The organism is Mycolicibacterium vinylchloridicum, assembly GCF_013404075.1.
GTDB classification, from domain to species: Bacteria; Actinomycetota; Actinomycetes; order Mycobacteriales; family Mycobacteriaceae; genus Mycobacterium; species Mycobacterium vinylchloridicum.
In genome coordinates, this window is record NZ_JACBJQ010000006.1 from 71,321 (window position 1) to 90,089 (window position 18,769).

Consider the following 18,769-nt stretch of genomic DNA (forward strand, 5'->3'; position numbering starts at 1 on the left):
GTGCTGCCATGAGCGGCTTTGAACTGGCAGTCTGTGCAGAGATGGTGTTTCGCGATCTGCCGATCCTCGAGCGCGTGCGGCGCATCGACGAGCTCGGTTTCGCGGTCGAGATCTGGAGCTGGCACGACAAAGACCTGGCGGCGCTGGCAGGCACCGGGGCGCGGTTCTCGTCGATGACGGGTTACCTGCACGGCGATCTGATCGATCCGGCGAGCGCGGACGAAGTGGTCCGGACCGCCGAATTGAGCATCAAAGCGGCTGAGACACTGGGTGTTCCGCGGTTGAATCTGCACACCGCCGAGCTCGTGGACGGCCAGGCTGCCCGCCCGCGACAGCGGGCCACCGGCCAGATGTGGCTGTCGGCGCACCGCGCGCTGGAGCAGATCGGCGAACTCGGCGCCGCCGCGGGCGTGACCTTCTGTGTGGAGAACCTCAACACGATCGTCGACCATCCCGGTGTCCCGCTCGCCCGTGCCAAGGACACCCTGGCGCTCGTCGAGGGAGTCGGCCATCCGAACGTCAAGATGATGCTCGACCTCTACCACGCCCAGATCGGCGAGGGGAATCTCGTGGAGCTGGTCCGCCGATGCGGTGAAGCGATCGGTGAGATCCAGGTGGCCGACGTCCCCGGCCGTTGCGAACCCGGCACCGGCGAGATCCACTACCCCGCTATCGCGAAGGCACTGCGCGAGATGGGCTACACCGGCCCGATCGGCATGGAGGCCTGGGCTTCGGGCGACAGTGAGAAGGCGCTGGCGGACTTCCGCGCAGCGTTTTCTGCGATTCAGTAGCGCGCCCAGCGGACGATCACGGTTCCGTCGGCACCGGCCAGGATCCCTCTGCGCTGCATGTTGATCTCGACGTGCTGGTCCGCTGCGGCAATGCGACGCGCGGGTCCGCACACCAGCTTGGGACTCGTGGTCAGACACAACTCGTCGATCTCGTTGTCCGACACGAATTGCGAGAACAGTGTGGGACCTCCCTCGACGAGCACCCGATGTAGGCCCAATTCCCCGAGCGCGCTTCGGATGGCCGCCGAACTGATCCGGTCCCCCGCGAGCTCGATCACTCTCGCGTCGGACTGATCGAGCGCACGCCGCAACACAGGATCGGCGTTCGCGGAGACGAAGACCACCGGCGGCACCGTCGCATTGCCCAGCACCGCGGGCGGCACAATCCCGCGGCTGGATACCACCGCCACCGGCAGCGTGGCGGCAAGACCCCTCGACAGCCGCCACGCTTGTGCCTCCGGGGACATCCCGATGTCGACATACGGCGCGGAGCACGCCGTCGTCGCACCGACAAGCACCACATCGGCGACCTCCCGCAACCGGCCGAACACCCGTCGGTCGGTCGGTGTACCCAGCTTGCGTCCTGACCCCTCGAGCGTCACCGCGCCGTCGATGCTCGCGATGAAGTTGGCTCGAAACAGCGGGCTGCCGAGGTCGGCCGGGTACGCGAACAGATCGCGCAAGGCGTCGTCGGTGAGCGTCTCGGCATCGTGCAGTGCCAGAGGTGATGCGCCGGCAAGGGTGGTCATCGGGACACGCTTACCTCTCTGCTCAGTGGACGGTCCGGGGCGCGGGCTACGGTCGGTGAACGTTCTCGACGCACCAGGAACAGTGCGGTGAGAAAGCCGACCGCGGCGGCGATCGCCGGAAGCAACATCGACTGCGACATCGCCTCGGCGAGCGCACCTCTCGACAGTTCGTCGCCCAGCAGGGCGGCCATCAGCGCCGCGGTGCCGGCGCTGGACAGCACAGCTCCCAAGTGCCGGGCCGTATTGCACAGTGCCGATCCCGCCCCCGCCAGGTCGGCGGGCAACGCACGCGACGCGATGACCGCCAGCGGCTCCCAGGTGAGCGCCCCCGCTGCGCCTACGACAACCAGCGGTAACATCAACCGCCACAACGGAGTTCCGGTCCTCATATCGCTCGCTAGCCAGAACAGCGCGACCGCGAGCAGTGCGAAGCCGACGATGACGATCGGACGCGGATGCACCCGATCGACGAGACGCCCGACCACCGGCGCCAGGACAACGGTGGCGATGGCGATGGGCGCGGTGAGCAGGGCGGCGCGGACGGGCGGCAGCCCCCGCACCTCTTCCAAATAGATCATCAGCGGGATGACGAAGGCGACGAACGTGAAACTGGCCAGTGCGATTCCGGCATTGGACAGAACGAAGTTCCGATGAGCGATCAGTGCCACCGGAACCAGTGGCTCATTCGGATGAACGGCCTGCCAGCCGAAAAATGCGGTGATCAACGCCAACCCGCAGATGATCACCACCCAGATCCACGCCGACCACTGGGCGTTCTCACCTTCTTGCAGGCCGTACACGATCAGGCAGATGCCCGTACCCGACAGCAGCACGCCGAGGAGGTCGAAGCGCAGATGCCGGCCCGCCAGTGCCGGGACGAGCCACACCGCCAGGGCGATGCCCACCACACCGATCGGAGCGTTGACGAGGAAGATCCACTGCCAGCCCAGCTCGTCAATCAACACCCCGCCGAGGATCGGGCCCACGAACAAGCCCACTCCCGTGGTCGCGCCCCAGACGGCCATCGCCATGCCACGCCGGTCGGAGGGAAAGGTGCGGGTGATCGTGGAAAAGATCTGCGGTGCCAACAGCGCAGCGCCGATACCTTGGACGACCCGTGCGGCGGTCAGCATCGTCAGCGACGTCGACAGGCCACACCAGACCGACGCTCCACTGAAGATCGCCAGCCCGAGCAGATAGATGTACTTCGTCCCGAATCGATCGCCCAACCGTCCACCGACCAACAGCAGTCCGGCAAATGCCAGCAGGTAGCCGCTTGTCGCCCACAGGACGGAGTCATAGTCGACGCCGAACTCGTTTTTGAGCACCGGGTTGGCGACCGCGACAATGGTCGAGTCGACCACGATCAGGAATAGGCCGATCATCATGACCCACAACGCGCGGAACAGGTGGCTCTCGGTCACTGTCCCCCCGCCGTTGTCGACGCAGCCGGAAAGTGAAATTGTCACACGCAATGCCAGCGTTGACTCTTCGAATTCACAATTCGTGAAAACCTAAGAAAGCGGCTGTTTTTCACATCCGAACGGGGCATGTTTGCCGCCAGCTCACCTCATGGGAAACCGGCTACGAATACGACCGGCACGGTGTGCATTTTCCCAGTCGTTGGCGCACTTGCGACCAAATGCGATCTGTTCGCCCAATTCGCGAATTCATGTGCGAGCAGACGCACAATCGCATGAAATTGGGGTCAGCGGTCGACGAGCGTGGTGTCGAAGTAGTACCGGGAGGCCCGATAGCAATGCGTACCGAACTCGACCGCACGTCCGGAGTCGTCGAACGCCGTGCGATCCATGGTCAGCAGCGGGGCGCCGGGCTTCTCGTCGAGCAGCCGGGCTTCGCTGCGGGTGGCAGCCTTGGCGCCGATGCGCTGGCTGGCCAGCCGGATGTGCACGCCGCGGGCACGCAGCGATTGATAAAGGCCGCTGCGCTCGAGTTCCTCGGCGTCCGGGGCGATCTCGACCGGGAGGTAGTTGATCATCAGGGCCAGCGGCTCACCGTTGGCGCACCGCAGCCGCTTGATGCAGGCGACCTCACGGTCTTCGGCGAGGCTGAGTTCGCGAGCGACGTCATCGCCGGGCGGGCCGACGTGATACTCCAGCAGCTGAGTGGTCGGCTCCTGGCCGGCCCGGGACAAGTCGTCGAACAAGCTGGTCAACTCGACGCGCCGGTGCACCGGATTCTGGACGACCTGGGTTCCGGCGCCGCGTTTGCGAACCAGCAAGCCCTTGTCGACGAGCTCTTGGATCGCACGCCGGGTGGTGGGCCGCGACAGGGTCAGCCGGCTGGCCAATGCCAGCTCATTCTCGAACCGGTCGCCGGGGGCGAGTTCGCCACTGCGGATGGCGGCCTCGATGGCCTGGGCAAGCTGATAGTAGAGGGGAACAGGGCTTGACCTGTCCAGTTCAACCGCCAACGGCACATCGACTCCGATCTCGAACTCGAAACCCCAACAGTAGCTGAAGTCTAACATCGATTGACCAAAAGATAGAATGTCAGGACAAAGTATTGACAACCCGCTGTGGCCCGGGGCACAGTCGTAACAAGTCCCCATCGAGCCCTGAAGAGAGCTGCCGTGACTGCTACCCCACCATTCGACGTACTCGCCATCGGGCGCAGTGGTGTCGACATCTATCCGCTCCAGGTCGGCGTCGGCCTCGAGCACGTGGAGTCGTTCGGCAAGTTCCTCGGCGGCAGCGCGGCCAACGTCGCCGTCGCCGTCGCCCGCCTCGGTGACCGGACCGCACTGATCTCCGGAGTCGGGGCAGACCCGTTCGGCCGCTATGTGCGCGCCGAACTGGACCGCCTGGGCGTGGACAACCGCTTCGTCAACATCCACCCGGAATACCCGACGCCGGTGACATTCTGCGAGATCTTCCCGCCCGACGATTTCCCGCTGTACTTCTACCGCAAGCCGTCAGCTCCGGACCTCCAGATCGCCGCTGATGAAATTGACCTCGATGCTGTGCGCGGCGCCCGGCTGTACTGGTCGACGGTCACCGGGCTGTCTGAAGAACCAAGCCGCGGTGCGCATTTCGCGGCGTGGGAGGCCAGGGGGCGCGCACCACTGACGGTGCTGGACCTCGACTACCGACCGATGTTCTGGGACTCCCCCGCGGCGGCGTCCGCGCAGGTTCAACGCGCGCTGGCCCATGTCACGGTTGCGGTCGGCAACCGGGAAGAGTGCGAGATCGCCGTCGGAGAGACCAACCCGCACAAGGCCGCTGACGCGCTACTGGATCTTGGCGTGCAGCTGGCGATCGTCAAGCAGGGCCCGCGCGGCGTGCTGGGCAAGACCAAGAGCGCATCGGTGACCGTGCCCCCAGTCGACGTCGACGTGATCAACGGCCTCGGCGCAGGCGACAGTTTCGGCGGCAGCCTGTGCCATGGGCTGCTGCACGACTGGCCGCTGGAGAAGACGCTGCGTTACGCCAACGCCGCGGGCGCGATCGTCGCATCGCGACTGGAGTGTTCGACGGCGATGCCGACGGCCGCCGAGGTGGCAGCACTGGCCGAGCAGACCGCAGTGGAGGCGGTCAATGTCTAGCCCCTGCAAGGATTACGCCGACATCACCGAGCTGCGTGCGGCCGATCCCGCCGCGATCGCACGGGCGTGGCAGAACCGGACCACCCGCCCGGCGGTGCGCGGCAACGGACGGCTGATGATCGTCGCGGCCGACCATCCGGCCCGCGGCGCGCTGGCCGTCGGCTCGCGTCCCACCGCGATGAACAGCCGCACCGATCTGCTCGACCGGCTGCGCACCGCGCTGGCCGACCCGGGCGTCGACGGGGTGCTGGCGACCTCCGACATCCTCGACGACCTGCTGCTGTTCGGCGCCCTCGAGGACAAGGTGGTGTTCTCGTCGATGAACCGGGGCGGGCTGGCCGGCGCGTGTTTCGAGCTCGACGACCGGATGACCGCCGCCACCGCCGAGTCCACCGCCGCAGCGAAGATGAACGGCGGAAAGATGTTGTGCCGCATCGACCTCAACGATCCAGGCACGGTTTCCACGCTGGCCGCGTGTGCGCAGGCCGTCGACGCGCTGGCCGCACACGGACTGATCGCGATGGTCGAGCCGTTCCTGTCCAGCCGGGTCGACGGCAGGGTCCGCAACGATCTGAGCCCGGACGCGGTGATCAAGTCCATTCACATCAGCCAGGGGCTCGGGTCCACTTCGGCCTACACCTGGATGAAGCTGCCCGTCGTCGCTGAAATGGACAGGGTGATGGACTCCACCACATTGCCAACCCTCCTGCTGGGTGGCGACCCCACCGATCCCGACGAAGCCTTCGCCAGCTGGGAGAAGGCGCTGTCATTGCCGTCGGTACGCGGCCTGATCGTCGGTCGGACCCTGCTCTACCCGGCCGATGACGATGTGAGTTCCGCGGTGGCGACCGCCGTCTCGATGGTGAGGTGAACCGGTGCACAGCAAGTACTACATTCCCGCACGCAGCGCGCAGCTCCCGTTGACCGTCGACGTGACACCGGAGTCGGCCGGCTGGGCTGAATCCTCGCTGCAGGTCCTCGAACTCGATGACAGCCAGCGTGCCGAGCTGCACACCCGTGACACCGAGGTGATGATCCTGCCGCTGGCCGGTGGGGGCACCGTCACGTGCGCCGGTGAGACGTTCGAACTGTCGCGGCGTGAATCGGTCTTCGACGGCCCCGCCGACATGGTGTACCTCGGTATCGGCCAGGAATACATCCTGGCCGGCGAGGGCCGGTTCGCGATCTGCGGCGCCCGCGCCACGACACTGTTCCCGAACCGCCGAGTGGCCGCCGCCGACGTGGCCGTCGAGCTGCGCGGGGCGGGCAACTGCAGCCGCCAGGTGCACAACTTCGGCACCGCAACGACATTCGAGGCTGACTCACTGATCGCGTGCGAGGTGATCACCCCCGGCGGCAACTGGTCGAGCTATCCCGCGCACAAGCACGAGGAGAACACCGACGTCGAAACCCAGCTGGAGGAGATCTACTACTTCGAGATCGCCGAGAGCCCGGCGGGCACACCTGGTTTCGGCTACCACCGGGTGTACGGCACCCCGCAGCGCCCGATCGAGGTGCTCGAAGAGGTCCGCTCCGGTGACGTGGTGCTGGTCCCGCACGGCTACCACGGCCCGTCCATCGCCGCGCCCGGCCACCACATGTACTACCTCAACGTGATGGCCGGCTCCGGGCCGAACCGGGCCTGGCTGATCTGTGACGACCCCAACCACACCTGGCTGCGCGGCAGCTGGGAGCACCAGGAGATCGATCCGCGGCTGCCCATGGGCGGCCCTTCCCAAGGAGCCTGAACGTGGTATCCACCGCGCCGAAGTCGACCGAGAAACTGGCCGACGCCGAAGCCACCGTACGACTCACCTTGGCGCAGGCCACGATTCGGTTTCTGGCCAACCAGTACGTCGAGCGTGACGGGCTGCGCACCAAGTTCTTCGCCGGGTGCCTCGGCATCTTCGGCCATGGCAACGTGGCCGGGCTCGGCCAGGCGCTGCTGCAGGACGAAATAGAAGCGGCCGAGTCGAATCCGCGCCGCGAGCCCGGCCTGAAATATGTGCTGGGCCGCAATGAGCAGGCCATGGTCCACACCGCCGTCGCCTACGCCCGTCAGACCGACCGGCTCGAGGCCTGGGCGGTCACCGCCAGCGTCGGCCCCGGATCCACGAACATGCTGACCGGCGCCGCCCTGGCCACGATCAACCGGCTGCCGGTGCTGCTGTTGCCCGCCGACACCTTCGCCACCCGCGTCAGCTCCCCCGTTCTGCAGGAACTCGAGCTGCCGTCATCGGGCGACGTGACGGTCAACGACGCGTTCAAACCGCTGTCCCGCTACTTCGACCGGGTGTGGCGGCCCGAGCAACTGCCCGCAGCCCTGCTGGGTGCGATGCGCGTTCTCACCGATCCCGTCGAGACCGGTGCCGCAACGGTGTCGATCCCCCAGGACGTACAGGCCGAGGCCCACGACTGGCCCGAATCGCTGTTCGCCGAACGCACCTGGCACATCGGCCGCCCGCTGCCCGAGCGGTCGGCGATCGCCCGCGCGGCGCAGATCATCGCCGCGGCGCAACAGCCGCTGATCGTGGCCGGCGGCGGGGTGCACTACTCGGAGGCCGAAGAGGCGTTGGCGGCGTTGTGCGAGCAGACCGGTATCCCGGTCGCCGAAAGCCAGGCCGGCAAGGGTTCACTGCGCTTCGACCACCCGCAATCGGTCGGGGCCGTGGGGTCCACCGGCACCACCGCCGCCAACGCCCTGGCCGCCGAAGCTGATGTCGTCATCGGGATCGGAACCCGCTACAGCGATTTCACCTCGGCGTCGCGCACCGCGTTCAACCACCCGCACGTGCGCTTCGTCAACATCAACGTCGCGTCGCTGGACTCCGTCAAGCAGGGTGGGGTCAGCGTCGTATCGGATGCCCGCGAAGCACTCCAGGCGCTGGCGGGTGCTCTGGACGGCTACACCGTCAGTGGCGAATACCGTTCCCGGATAACCGAACTGGCCCAGGAGTGGGACGACACCGTGTCCTCGGCCTACGCAACCGAAGACGGCGTGCAGCTCAACCAGAACCAGGTCATCGGTCTGGTCAACACGCTCTCGGACCCGCGCGACGTCGTCGTGTGCGCCGCCGGGTCCATGCCGGGGGATCTGCACAAGCTGTGGCGCACTCGCGATCGCAAGGGCTACCACGTCGAATACGGCTATTCCTGCATGGGCTACGAGATCGCCGGCGGTATCGGCGTACGGATGGCCGCACCCGACCGCGACGTGTTCATCATGGTCGGCGACGGCTCGTACCTGATGATGGCGACCGAGCTGGTCACCGCCGTCCAGGAGGGCGTCAAAGTCATCCCGATTCTGGTGCAGAACCACGGATTCGCCTCCATCGGCGGCCTGTCCGAGTCGCTCGGTTCGCAGCGGTTCGGCACCTCCTACCGGTACCGCAGCGGTGACGGCAGGCTCGACGGCGACAAACTGCCCGTCGATCTCGCCGCCAACGCCGCCAGCCTCGGCGCCGATGTCATCAAGGTGACCACGGCCGCGGAGTTCGCCGACGCGGTCAAGACGGCCAAGGCCGCCGACACCGTCACCGTGATTCATGTCGAGACCGACCCCTTGATCTATGCACCCGACAGCCAGTCCTGGTGGGACGTACCGGTCAGCGAGGTCTCCACTCTGGAATCCACCCAGACCGCCTACCGACGGTATGCGGACTGGAAGAAAGTCCAGCGCCCCCTCGTCAATCCGTCAGACCCCTAAGAGAGACGACCATCGTGAGCACCATTCTCGTCGGGTCCGCCCCCGACTCCTGGGGTGTGTGGTTCCCCGACGATCCGCAGCAGACTCCCTATACCCGGTTCCTCGACGAGGTCGCCGCCGCCGGCTACCAGTGGATCGAGCTGGGCCCGTTCGGCTACCTGCCGACCGACCCCAAGCGGCTCTCCGATGAGCTGGCCGCCCGCAATTTGAAGCTGTCGGCAGGCACGGTCTTCGAGCACCTGCACCAGGACGACTCATGGGATGCGGTGTGGAAGCAGATCGAAGATGTCGCGAAACTGACTGCCGCCGTGGGCGGTAAGCACGTCGTGGTCATCCCGGAGATGTGGCGCGATCCGTCCTCGGGTGCGGTACTGGAGGACCGCACGCTGACACCCGGGCAGTGGCGCAAAAAGACCCACGGCATGAACGAACTGGGTAAGGCGATGTTCGAGCAGTACGGCGTTCGCGCGCAGTACCACCCGCACGCCGACAGTCACGTCGACACCGAGGACAACGTGTACCGATTCCTCGACGGCACCGACGGCGAGTTCGTCAACCTGTGCCTGGACACCGGGCACATCTCCTATTGCGGCGGTGACAACATCGCGGTCATTCGCCGCGCCCCCGAGCGCATCGGCTATCTGCATCTCAAGCAGGTCGACCCCGACGTGCGCGCGAAGGTCGAGGCCGAGGATCTGCCGTTCGGTGAGGCCGTCAAACTCGGCGCGATGACCGAGCCCCCTCGCGGAATCCCGGATATGCCACCGCTTCTCGCCGAGATCGAGAAGCTCGGCATCGACGTGTTCGCGATCGTCGAGCAGGACATGTACCCCTGCGAGGTCGACGCCCCGCTGCCGATCGCCAAGCGCACCCAGAAATACCTGGGCTCCTGTGGCATCCCGTCCGTTCGTTTCAACTAGGAGACACGATGTCCGACCTTCGTATCGCGGTGCTCGGCGTCGGCGTGATGGGCGCCGACCACGTCGCGCGCATCGACAACAGGATCAAGGGCGCCCGGGTGGCCGTCGTCAACGACTACGTCACCGAGAAGGCTGAACAGATCGCGGCCGGCATCGACGGCTGCCATACCATCGCCGACCCGCTGGACGCCATCGCCGATCCGGACGTCGACGCCGTGGTGCTGGCAACCCCCGGCCCGACGCACGAGAAGCAGCTGCTGGCATGCTTGGAGCACGGAAAGCCGGTGATGTGCGAGAAGCCGCTGACCACCGATGTGGAGACGTCGCTCGAGGTCGTCAAGCGGGAGGCGGAGCTGGGCCGCAGGCTGATTCAGGTGGGCTTCATGCGCCGCTTCGACGACGAGTACGCTGCGCTCAAAGCGATGCTCATCGGCGGCGAGCTCGGCGCTCCGCTGGTGATGCACTGCGTGCACCGCAACCCCGCAGTGCCACCGAGCTTCGACAGCGCGATGGTGGTGCGCGACAGCCTGGTTCATGAGGTCGACGTCACCCGGTTCATGTTCGACGAGGAGATCGCCTCGATTCAGATCGTCAAGCCGTCGGCGAACCCGGCCGCACCGCAGGGCCTCGCCGACCCGCAGATCGCGATCCTGCGGACGGCATCCGGCAAGCATGTGGACGTCGAGCTGTTCGTCACGACCGGTGTCGCCTACGAGGTGCGCACCGAGGTAGTCGGCGAAAAGGGCAGCGCCATCATCGGTTTGGATGTCAACGTCGTCCGCAAGACGGCGCCGGGAACATGGGGCGGGCAGATCACGCCCGGCTTCCGCGAGCGTTTCGGCCGCGCGTACGACACCGAGATCCAGCGGTGGGTGGACGCGGTCCGTGCCGGTGTGAATGTCGACGGACCGTCGGCGTGGGACGGCTACGCCGCCGCCGCGGTGTGCGAGGCGGGCGTCGAGTCGCTGCAGAGCGGCCTGCCCGTCGAGGTCCAGATTGTGCCGCGCGATTCGATCAAGGGAGCATGACGTGAAGGTCGCCCTGGACCCCACACCGTTCCGGGAAACGGCCGCGAGCGTGCGTGTCGGTACACCGACACGCCGCAAGGGCGGGCACTTTGCGCACGCTGGCGGTCACACCACCTGTCTAACCTGACCCGCGGGTGCCAAGATGCCTGAATGGAGACCAGCTTCCCCGCCCCCGCAGGTCCGCTCCCCGCGTATCAGGTCCGGCCGACCGGTGATGGACCGTGGCCCGGCGTCGTCATCGTGCATGACGCGATGGGCATGACGCGCGACGCCAAACGCATCACCAGGCGATTCGCCGAGAACGGCTACCTCGCGATCACGCCGGCGCTCTACCACCGCGGCAACCGGCTGCTGTGTGTGGTGCGGACGCTGCAGGCGTTTCGCAACGGCCAAGGGACGGCCGTCGACGACCTGATCGCCGCCCGCGATCACCTGGCCGCAGACCCCCAGTGCACCGGCAAGATCGGCATCATCGGGTTCTGTATGGGCGGCGGATTCTGCCTGGTGCTCGGACCGAGCGGAGCGTTCGACGCCTCGGCGCCCAACTACGGCGAATGGCCGAAGGATATTTCCCGGATTGCGAACTCCTGCCCGACCGTGGCCAGCTACGGCGCCAAGGACCCGATGCTCAAGGGCGCGGCCGCCAAACTCGAAGACATCCTCGCCGCGGGCGGCGTCGTGCGCGACGTCAAGGAGTATCCAGGAGTGGGGCACTCGTTCATGAATCAATTCCCGACCCCGGGACCGTTGAAGGTCATCGAACGGGTCGCCGGGCTGGCCTACTCAGAGCCCGAGGCCGAAGACGCCTGGCAGCGCATCCTGGCGTTCTTCGGCGAGCACCTCAAGGGTGCAGCGTCGGCCGGTAGCTGAGCTCTTGGATGTTGCCGTCGAGCGTTCGGCTCTCGATCAGCTCGAGGTCGAAGTCGGCCGCACCCGCGAAAATCGGGTCATCCCCGGTCAGACCGGTGATGACGGGAAAGATCGTCACCTGGACGGAGTCCACCAGGCCGGCGGCCATCAACGCCCGGTTCATCGAGAGGCTGCCGTGCGAGCGAAGCGGCACGTCGGATTCCTTCTTGAGCTGGGCGACGACGTCGACGGCGTCGCCGCTCACGACGGTCGCGTCCGGCCAGTCCAACGGCGCGCGCAACGTCGTCGACACCACCGTCGCAGGCAGCTGCCGCATCCGGGTGACCCAGAGATCGTTCACCGATGCTTCTTCGCTTAGGTCCAGCAGCTGAGTGAAGGCTCGATATGTGTTGGCACCGAATACCATTCGCTGCTTCTCGTCGTACTGGGCAAGGCGATGCTCGAGCAGTTCGGGGCCTTGCTTGCCCCAGTAACCGCCCCAGTCACCGCCATTGACGCCGCCGAAGCCGTCGAGGCTGGAAAAGACGTCAAAGGTGTACGTAGTGGTCATGCAGATACAGACCGGGTGCCACGCCAAAACTCATCGCGATGTCTAGTGGATGAAGATCGTGTCGATGAGCACGTAGCCGGCCACGGCGAAGACCAGGTAGGCGAACCAGTGCTGAAGTCGTCGGGTGTCGAGTCGGATGCCGAGGTGCCCGGCGACCAACGAGCCGACGATGGCGGAGCCGACGAACGCGCCGGTGATCGCCCAGTCGATGCTGCCCACGCTGACATGTGAGGCAACCCCCGCTGCCGAGTTGACGACGATGATCAACAGCGAGGTTCCGATCGCGATCGGCATCTCCACCCCGAGCATCAGCACCAGGGCCGGAATGATCAAGAAGCCTCCGCCGACACCGAAGAGTCCGGTGAGCAGACCGACAAGGAACCCGGCGGGGATGGATCTGGGGGCGCACCGGCGCCAGTTGATGCCGGAATCGCCGACCTTACATGCAGTGCCGGTGTCGCCGTTGTCTTGCAACAGTCGGATCCCCGCGACCACCATGACCACGGCAAAGCCGATGAGCAGAGCAGATTGGGGTAGTTGTCGTCCGATGGCGGTGCCCAGGAAGGTGGCGGGGATGCCGGCTGCCGCGAAGATCGCGGCGAGCCGCCACTGCACCTGCCCGGCGCGAATCTTGGGCAATGCACCCACCGCCGACGCGGTACCGACCACGATCAGCGACATCGGGATCGCCTGCTCAATTCCGAGCCCGAGCACGTAGACCAGCGCGGGAACGGCGAGGATGGACCCACCACCGCCGAGCAGTCCCAACAGGACGCCGATGACAGCGCCAAGGGCGAGGGCGATTCCGATGGTCATGGACTTCCGCTCACCGGCGTGCTGCGAGTTCCGCCGTGGATTTCCGCTCGCAGGCACACCGCTGACTCACTGGCACCGAGCGCATCACATCATCGACGTGCCGTCCGCAGCCGGCCCAACCGGTCTTTCCGCACTTGTAACACTTCTCCGGGTAACACATGGATTCTCCTAGATTGGTTGTGATTTCGGTCAGGAGCTCGCAGCGATCTTGGCCCGCACCTCGGCCATGTCGAGAGCCTTGACCCTGGTGATGAGATCCTCCAGGCCGGCGGCGGGCAGCGCACCCGCCTGGCGGTAGACGAGAATGCCGTCGCGGAATGCCATGATCGTCGGGATTGCCCGTATCTCCAGTGCCGCAGCGAGTTCTTGCTCGGCTTCGGTGTCGACCTTGGCGTGCACCACGTCTGGGTGCGAGTCCGACGAGCGGTCGAAGACCGGGGCAAATGCGCGGCACGGGCCGCACCACGATGCCCAGAAGTCAACGAGCACAATAGGATTCTCGACGGTCGTCTCTTTGAAGTCGGCAGTGGTCAGATTTCTGATGGCCATTTGTGATGTCCTTTCGTTGTGTCGCAGTCGAATTACTAGGCCAGACCCTTGAGCATCAGATTCCAGTACATGAACGGGAGCCCGTACTTCTTCAGGTACCAATACGCCCGGTGCGGCGTCGTCGGATTCAGCAGGGGGAAGGTGGGTTCCAGCTGCAGGTCGTAGTCGAACTCGGCAAGCAGCATCGCGTGCGACGAGGTGATGATCGGGCACGACGAGTAACCGTCGTACGACGCGCGCAGTGGTTGCTTATTCAGGAACGCGTCGATGTTGTCGACGACGACGGGAGCCTGTTTGCGGATCGCGGCGCCGGTCTTCGAGTTTGGCGACGAACCGGCGTCACCCAGGCTGAACACGTTGGGGTACCGCACGTGCTGCATGGTGTGCTTGTCGATGTCGACGTAACCCATTGCGTCACCGGTCGACAGCGGGCTTGCCTTGATCCAGTCCGGCGCCGACTGCCGCGGCACGGCGTGCAACACATCGTAAGGCAGCATGGTGTCAGTGCCGCCCGGCGCGACACTGGTGACGCCAACCTTGTGCGATGCCGCGTCGACAGACGTCACCTCGGAATTGGTGTGCAAGGTGATGCCGTAGTCAGCGATGACTTTGTCGAGGCTGTCGGCGATCGCCGGAATCCCGAACGGCCGGGCCCCCGGCATCACCAGGTGAACGTCGATATCTTTGAGCACGCCCTGCTTGCGCCAGTAGTCGGACGCCAGGTAGGCGATCTTCTGCGGAGCGCCGGCACACTTGATCGCGCCGGAGGGAACTGTGAAAACCGCAGTGCCCGAACGCATGTTGCGAATGAAGTCCCAGGTCCGCGGCGCGAGGTCGAACCGGTAGTTCGACGACACGCCGTCGCGGCCCAGGGCATCCTCCAGGCCCTCGGTGCGGTTCCAGTCGAGCTGGATGCCCGGGCTCACGACGAGCACGTCGTACTCGTAGGTCGCCCCGTCGGCGCAGGTCACCGTGTTGGAGTCGGGATCAAAGGCGCTGGCGGCCTTCTTGATCCAGGTGGCACCCTTGGGCATGACCGAGGACTCGTCGCGCTCGGTGGTCGAGGCCTTCGCCTGTCCGCCGCCGACGAGTGTCCACAGCGGTTGGTAGTAGTGCTTGCTCGACGGCTCGATGACCGCGACGTCGGTGTAGCCCTTGCGGAGCATGCGCGCCGCGACGGTGATGCCGGCGGTTCCGCCGCCGACGATCAGGATCTGGTGTTTGGCCGTGATGGTCATGGTGGCAGTCCTCCTCGGAGAATCAGGCGTTCTGGTGGGCTTCGTCCCAGGCGCCGTAACCGCCCAGGATGTCGCTCACATCGGTGAAACCGTTCCGGCGCAACAGGCTTGCGGCGACCGAGGACCGGTAGCCGCCGGCGCAGTACACGACGGTCGGCTTGGCCGGATCCAGTTCACCCAGCCGAGCGGGCAACTGGCCGACCGGGATCGCGATGGCATTCGGGATGGTGCCGGCCGCGACCTCACCCGGGTTGCGCACGTCGACGATTTGCAGACCGGCCAGCTCGGACGCGCGCTGATCGAATGCCTGGGCGGTCAACCGGGAGGCAACAGCAACGTCGCCGCGGTTTTCGAACATCACCTCGAAAGGCTTGTCGAGATAGCCGATCACCCGGTCGAAACCGATGCGGGCGAGCCGGTTCTTGCCTTCCAATTCCTGACCGGGGTCGGTGAACAGCACGATGTCGACATCGGAGGGCAGCACGGAGCCCGCGAACTCAGCGTATCGGCCTTCCAGACCGATGTTGATCGCGCCGCGCAGATGGCCGAGCGCGAACTCCTCAGGAGTGCGTCCGTCGACCAGCACGGCGCCGCCGGACATCGCGGCGCGGACCTCGTCATAGGTCATCGCCGTCGGCATCTTGGTCTCGTCGAGCAGTTCACGGTCCTTACGGTTGAGGATCGCGTCGTAGACGAAGTAGCCGGGCGCCGGCGGCTGACCCTCGGTGACCAGATTCATGAAGGTCGCCTTGTCCGGGGCCCGCAGTGCGTAGTTGGTCGCCTTCTGATCACCCATGGTCGACCACAGGTCGGTCGACAGGTTCTTGCCGCATGCCGATCCGGCGCCGTGCGCAGGGTAAACCCGCGTTGCGTCGGGCAGGGTCATCAACTTGTCGTGCAACGAGTCGTAGAGCTTGTCGGCGAGTTCTTCGCGGGTGAAGCCGATCGAGGCAAGCAGGTCGGGTCGGCCCACGTCACCGATGAACAGCGTGTCGCCGGTCATCACGCCGTAAGGAACGCTGTCGTCGGCGTGCTCGTAGACCACGATGCTCAAAGACTCGGGCGTATGCCCGGGAGTGTGCCGGAACTCGAGCGTCACATCACCCAACGAGTAGCGCTCGCCGTCGGCGACGCCCATCGACTCGAACTCGGTCTGCGCGACTGAGGAGTAGACGATCTTCGCGCCGGTGGCCTTCGCCAGCTCCAGATGACCGGACAGGAAGTCGGCGTGGAAATGCGTCTCGATGACCAATTCGATGGTCAGACCCTGTTCCTTCGCATCGGCCACATACTCGGCCACGTCACGCTGCGGGTCGACAACAACTGCGCGACCGGTGGTTTCGTCGCCAATCAGGTACGAAGCGTGGGACAGGCAGTCCAGGTAGTACTGCTGCAGGATCATCGTCTTCTTCTTTCTGTTCGTAACGTGGTAGGGCCATCCTGGCACATACCCCTATGGGTATGTCAAGTACCCTAGGGGGTATCTTATTCCGTCCTTGACAATACCCCTGGAGGTATGTCTACGATGCCATCATTACATACCCCCTGTGGTATCTAAGCCTAGGGGCTTTCGTCACCACCGGCCTTCCGGAAGGACCCTTTCCCATGACCGCTCCCGCCACCATCGATTCGCAGGACCTGCGCGAACGCCTCAGCTCGGTTGAGCCACCGCGGGTCCTCGACGTCCGGACCCCGGGCGAGTTCCAGACCGCGCACATCGCCGGCGCCTACAACGTCCCGTTGGACCTGCTGCGCGAGCACCGCGACGAAATCGTGCGCCACCTCGACCAGGACGTCGTGTTGGTTTGCCGCTCCGGCCAGCGGGCCGCACAAGCCGAGGAGACTCTGCGCGCCACAGGTCTGGACAATGTGCACATCCTCGACGGCGGCATCACCGCCTGGCAGGCGAAAGGATTCGAAGTCAACCGCGGTACGCAGCGCTGGGACCTCGACCGCCAGGTGCGCCTGGTCGCCGGCTCGATCGTGTTGACGAGCATCCTGAGCAGCATCGCGGTCCCGAAACTGAAGTGGGTCGCCGCCGCCATCGGCGGCGGGTTGACCGCGACCGCTCTGACGAACACCTGCGCGATGGGCATGGCCTTGTCCAAGCTGCCCTACAACCGCGGCGCCGCCTGTGACGCCGAGACCGTGGTGGCTCAACTCGTCGGCAACCCCACCAACCAGAAAGCCGAGTAACCGACATGATCGCCTTGACCGTTGCCCTCGCCGTGTTCGTCGGCATCGCTTTGGGCCTGCTCGGCGGCGGCGGATCGATCCTGACCGTCCCACTGCTCGCCTACGTGGCGGGCATGGACGCCAAGCAGGCCATCGCGACATCGTTGCTCGTGGTGGGCGTCACCAGCGCGGTCGGCGCCGTCTCGCACGCGCGTGCCGGACGCGTGCAGTGGCGCACCGGACTGATCTTCGGCGGTGCCGGCATGGCCGGCGCTTATCTGGGCGGCGTACTCGCCCGGTTCATTCCCGGGACGGTCCTGCTCATCGGATTCGCGTTGATGATGATCGCCACTGCCATCGCGATGCTGCGGGGCCGCAAGAACGTCGTCTCATCCGACGTCGCACACCGCATGCCCGTGCCCAAGATCCTGGCCGAAGGACTCCTCGTGGGTCTGGTCACCGGGCTCGTCGGGGCCGGTGGCGGCTTCCTCGTGGTGCCCGCCCTTGCGCTGCTGGGCGGCTTGCCAATGCCTGTCGCCGTCGGCACCTCGTTGGTCGTGATCGCGATGAAGTCATTTGCCGGCCTGGGCGGATACCTCTCCAGCGTTCACATCGACTGGACTGTCGCGCTCGCGGTCACCGCTGCCGCCGTGGTGGGTGCCCTCATCGGCGCTCGCGTCACCGCCAAGGTCAACCCCGAGGCGCTCCGAAAGGCGTTCGGCTGGTTCGTATTAGCGATGTCCTCGGTCATCCTCGCGCAGGAGATCCACCTGGCCGTCGGCGTAGGTGCCGCGGTGTTGACCTTGATCGCGGGCGCGATGTACGTCGCCTGCAACCGAGATGGTTTCTGCCCGCTGCGCCGGCTCGTCCGCGAGCACCACGTCCCAGCGGCCGCGAAGTGACCCAAACGAACGAAGGACTTCGCATGAACGGTGACAACGAGGCGGCAACCGCGGTCTTGAACCGGTTGCGGCGCGCCCATGGACAACTGTCCGGGGTGATCGGGATGATCGAGCAGGGCCGCGACTGCAAAGACGTCGTCACGCAGCTCGCAGCGGTGTCGAAGGCGTTGAACCGCGCCGGATTCAAGATCGTGGCCACCGGGATGCGGGAGTGCGCCATCGGAGCAACCGATGACGGCGATCATCCGCCGATGACCGAGGCGGAATTGGAGCGCCTGTTCTTGGCCCTGGCCTGACAGGCTCGGATTCCCGCTCGCTCTGCGCACGATCGTGCGTACTTACGAGTTGCGCTGCGCGCCTTTGCCCCTGCGGAACCAACTCTTGCGCGCGGGTGGAGCAGCCTCGCCGCTCGAATGACCAGCGCACCACTGACCGGCAGGCACGGTACGCCGGACGGCGTCGACGTGCATCCCGCAGCCCGACCAGGTCGTCTTACCGCACACGCGGCATCGGACGGCACGACACATGGGAACTCCCTTCAATTCGGACCTGGGTCTAAGCCAGGCTCAAGAACAGCTTCTCCAGCTCTTCGATGGTTAGTGCCTGCGGGTTGGCGTCCCTGCCATCGGTCGCGTCCATACAGTCCCGCAGACCAGAGGCGATGATGCTAAACCCGGCACGGTCCAACGCTTTTGACACAGCCGCCAGTTGCGTGACGACGTCTTTGCAACCGCGCCCCTGCTCGATCATGGCGATCACTCCGCCGAGCTGGCCCTGCGCACGGCGCAGCCGGTTGAGGGTTGCGGTCAAGTCAGCCTCGCACCGCGATCGTTGTTCACTCATATCCGCCACATCTCCCTGCGCCAATAGGCTCATACCTCTGTGTATACCATACCCCCTATGGTATGTT

The 18,769-nt window shown here is 65.7% G+C and carries 20 protein-coding genes; 11 read left to right on the plus strand and 9 right to left on the minus strand.

All coding sequences use genetic code 11. From position 1 onward, the window contains the following. The first annotated feature begins 8 nt into the window (after positions 1 to 8). On the plus strand, positions 9 to 791 hold the full coding sequence (locus HPC46_RS07445; protein WP_179468366.1) for a TIM barrel protein: 783 nt from the start codon (positions 9 to 11) through the stop codon (positions 789 to 791). On the opposite strand, the gene HPC46_RS07450 is transcribed toward HPC46_RS07445, so the two are convergent. From HPC46_RS07450 to HPC46_RS07460, 3 genes are all read right to left on the minus strand, one after another. After that, positions 785 to 1,540 carry a dihydrofolate reductase family protein gene (locus HPC46_RS07450; protein WP_179468368.1) on the minus strand — a complete coding sequence of 252 codons (756 nt, stop codon included), beginning with the start codon at positions 1,538 to 1,540 and terminating at the stop codon, positions 785 to 787. The two genes, HPC46_RS07445 and HPC46_RS07450, sit on opposite strands and share 7 nt — an antisense overlap. After that, the gene (locus HPC46_RS07455) at positions 1,537 to 3,009 is read right to left on the minus strand and encodes a DHA2 family efflux MFS transporter permease subunit (protein WP_325096592.1); all 1,473 of its coding nucleotides are present in this window, start codon (positions 3,007 to 3,009) and stop codon (positions 1,537 to 1,539) included. The genes HPC46_RS07450 and HPC46_RS07455 overlap by 4 nt, the downstream gene beginning before the upstream one ends. A 239-nt stretch (positions 3,010 to 3,248) precedes the next feature. Further along, positions 3,249 to 4,031, minus strand: a complete 783-nt coding sequence (locus HPC46_RS07460; protein ID WP_218893834.1) for a GntR family transcriptional regulator — start codon at positions 4,029 to 4,031, stop codon at positions 3,249 to 3,251. 102 nt (positions 4,032 to 4,133) lie between these two features. Here HPC46_RS07460 and iolC point away from each other — a divergent pair, with 102 nt between their 5' ends. The 7 genes from iolC to HPC46_RS07495 all read left to right on the plus strand — a co-directional run bounded on the left by iolC (position 4,134) and on the right by HPC46_RS07495 (position 11,629). Beyond that, positions 4,134 to 5,105, plus strand: a complete 972-nt coding sequence (gene iolC, locus HPC46_RS07465; protein WP_179468370.1) for a 5-dehydro-2-deoxygluconokinase — start codon at positions 4,134 to 4,136, stop codon at positions 5,103 to 5,105. Further along, complete coding sequence (locus HPC46_RS07470; RefSeq protein ID WP_179468372.1) at positions 5,098 to 5,976, plus strand: Cgl0159 family (beta/alpha)8-fold protein; 879 nt, start codon at positions 5,098 to 5,100, stop codon at positions 5,974 to 5,976. The genes iolC and HPC46_RS07470 overlap by 8 nt, the downstream gene beginning before the upstream one ends. Positions 5,977 to 5,980: 4 nt before the next feature. Beyond that, positions 5,981 to 6,853 carry a 5-deoxy-glucuronate isomerase gene (iolB, locus tag HPC46_RS07475; protein WP_179468374.1) on the plus strand — a complete coding sequence of 291 codons (873 nt, stop codon included), beginning with the start codon at positions 5,981 to 5,983 and terminating at the stop codon, positions 6,851 to 6,853. Positions 6,854 to 6,855: 2 nt separating this feature from the next. Continuing rightward, entirely contained in the window at positions 6,856 to 8,811 is a 1,956-nt protein-coding gene (gene iolD / locus HPC46_RS07480; protein ID WP_179468376.1) for a 3D-(3,5/4)-trihydroxycyclohexane-1,2-dione acylhydrolase (decyclizing), read from the plus strand. A gap of 14 nt (positions 8,812 to 8,825) precedes the next feature. Continuing rightward, the gene (locus tag HPC46_RS07485; RefSeq protein WP_179468378.1) at positions 8,826 to 9,731 is read left to right on the plus strand and encodes a sugar phosphate isomerase/epimerase family protein; all 906 of its coding nucleotides are present in this window, start codon (positions 8,826 to 8,828) and stop codon (positions 9,729 to 9,731) included. Between the two features lie 8 nt (positions 9,732 to 9,739). Continuing rightward, on the plus strand, positions 9,740 to 10,759 hold the full coding sequence (locus HPC46_RS07490) for a Gfo/Idh/MocA family protein (protein WP_179468380.1): 1,020 nt from the start codon (positions 9,740 to 9,742) through the stop codon (positions 10,757 to 10,759). 150 nt (positions 10,760 to 10,909) lie between these two features. Further along, entirely contained in the window at positions 10,910 to 11,629 is a 720-nt protein-coding gene (locus HPC46_RS07495; protein ID WP_179468382.1) for a dienelactone hydrolase family protein, read from the plus strand. On the opposite strand, the gene HPC46_RS07500 is transcribed toward HPC46_RS07495, so the two are convergent. From HPC46_RS07500 to HPC46_RS07520, 5 genes are all read right to left on the minus strand, one after another. Next, a complete protein-coding gene (locus HPC46_RS07500; RefSeq protein WP_179468384.1) occupies positions 11,601 to 12,179 on the minus strand; it encodes a dihydrofolate reductase family protein in 579 nt (192 codons plus the stop codon). The two genes, HPC46_RS07495 and HPC46_RS07500, sit on opposite strands and share 29 nt — an antisense overlap. Positions 12,180 to 12,221: 42 nt before the next feature. Then, entirely contained in the window at positions 12,222 to 12,995 is a 774-nt protein-coding gene (locus tag HPC46_RS07505) for a sulfite exporter TauE/SafE family protein (RefSeq protein WP_179468386.1), read from the minus strand. Between the two features lie 189 nt (positions 12,996 to 13,184). Then, a complete protein-coding gene (gene trxA, locus HPC46_RS07510) occupies positions 13,185 to 13,544 on the minus strand; it encodes a thioredoxin (RefSeq protein WP_179468388.1) in 360 nt (119 codons plus the stop codon). A 35-nt stretch (positions 13,545 to 13,579) separates the two neighbouring features. Beyond that, complete coding sequence (locus HPC46_RS07515) at positions 13,580 to 14,782, minus strand: NAD(P)/FAD-dependent oxidoreductase (protein WP_179468390.1); 1,203 nt, start codon at positions 14,780 to 14,782, stop codon at positions 13,580 to 13,582. Between the two features lie 22 nt (positions 14,783 to 14,804). Further along, positions 14,805 to 16,184: an MBL fold metallo-hydrolase gene (locus tag HPC46_RS07520; protein ID WP_179468392.1), complete on the minus strand. Its 1,380-nt coding sequence runs from the start codon at positions 16,182 to 16,184 to the stop codon at positions 14,805 to 14,807. Positions 16,185 to 16,387: 203 nt separating this feature from the next. On the opposite strand from HPC46_RS07520, the gene HPC46_RS07525 reads away from it, so the two are divergent. Genes HPC46_RS07525 through HPC46_RS07535 form a run of 3 tightly spaced genes read left to right on the plus strand, consistent with a single transcriptional unit; the run spans position 16,388 to position 18,155 of the window. Beyond that, positions 16,388 to 16,978, plus strand: coding sequence for a rhodanese-like domain-containing protein (locus tag HPC46_RS07525; RefSeq protein ID WP_179468394.1), 591 nt, complete (start codon positions 16,388 to 16,390; stop codon positions 16,976 to 16,978). Between the two features lie 5 nt (positions 16,979 to 16,983). Continuing rightward, positions 16,984 to 17,859 carry a sulfite exporter TauE/SafE family protein gene (locus tag HPC46_RS07530; protein WP_179468396.1) on the plus strand — a complete coding sequence of 292 codons (876 nt, stop codon included), beginning with the start codon at positions 16,984 to 16,986 and terminating at the stop codon, positions 17,857 to 17,859. A gap of 23 nt (positions 17,860 to 17,882) precedes the next feature. Then, positions 17,883 to 18,155 (plus strand): metal-sensitive transcriptional regulator, encoded by a 273-nt coding sequence (locus tag HPC46_RS07535; RefSeq protein WP_005145128.1) that lies wholly within the window; start codon positions 17,883 to 17,885, stop codon positions 18,153 to 18,155. Positions 18,156 to 18,414: 259 nt separating this feature from the next. On the opposite strand, the gene HPC46_RS07540 is transcribed toward HPC46_RS07535, so the two are convergent. Further along, the gene (locus tag HPC46_RS07540; protein WP_179468564.1) at positions 18,415 to 18,702 is read right to left on the minus strand and encodes a metal-sensitive transcriptional regulator; all 288 of its coding nucleotides are present in this window, start codon (positions 18,700 to 18,702) and stop codon (positions 18,415 to 18,417) included. Between the last annotated feature and the right edge of the window lie 67 nt (positions 18,703 to 18,769).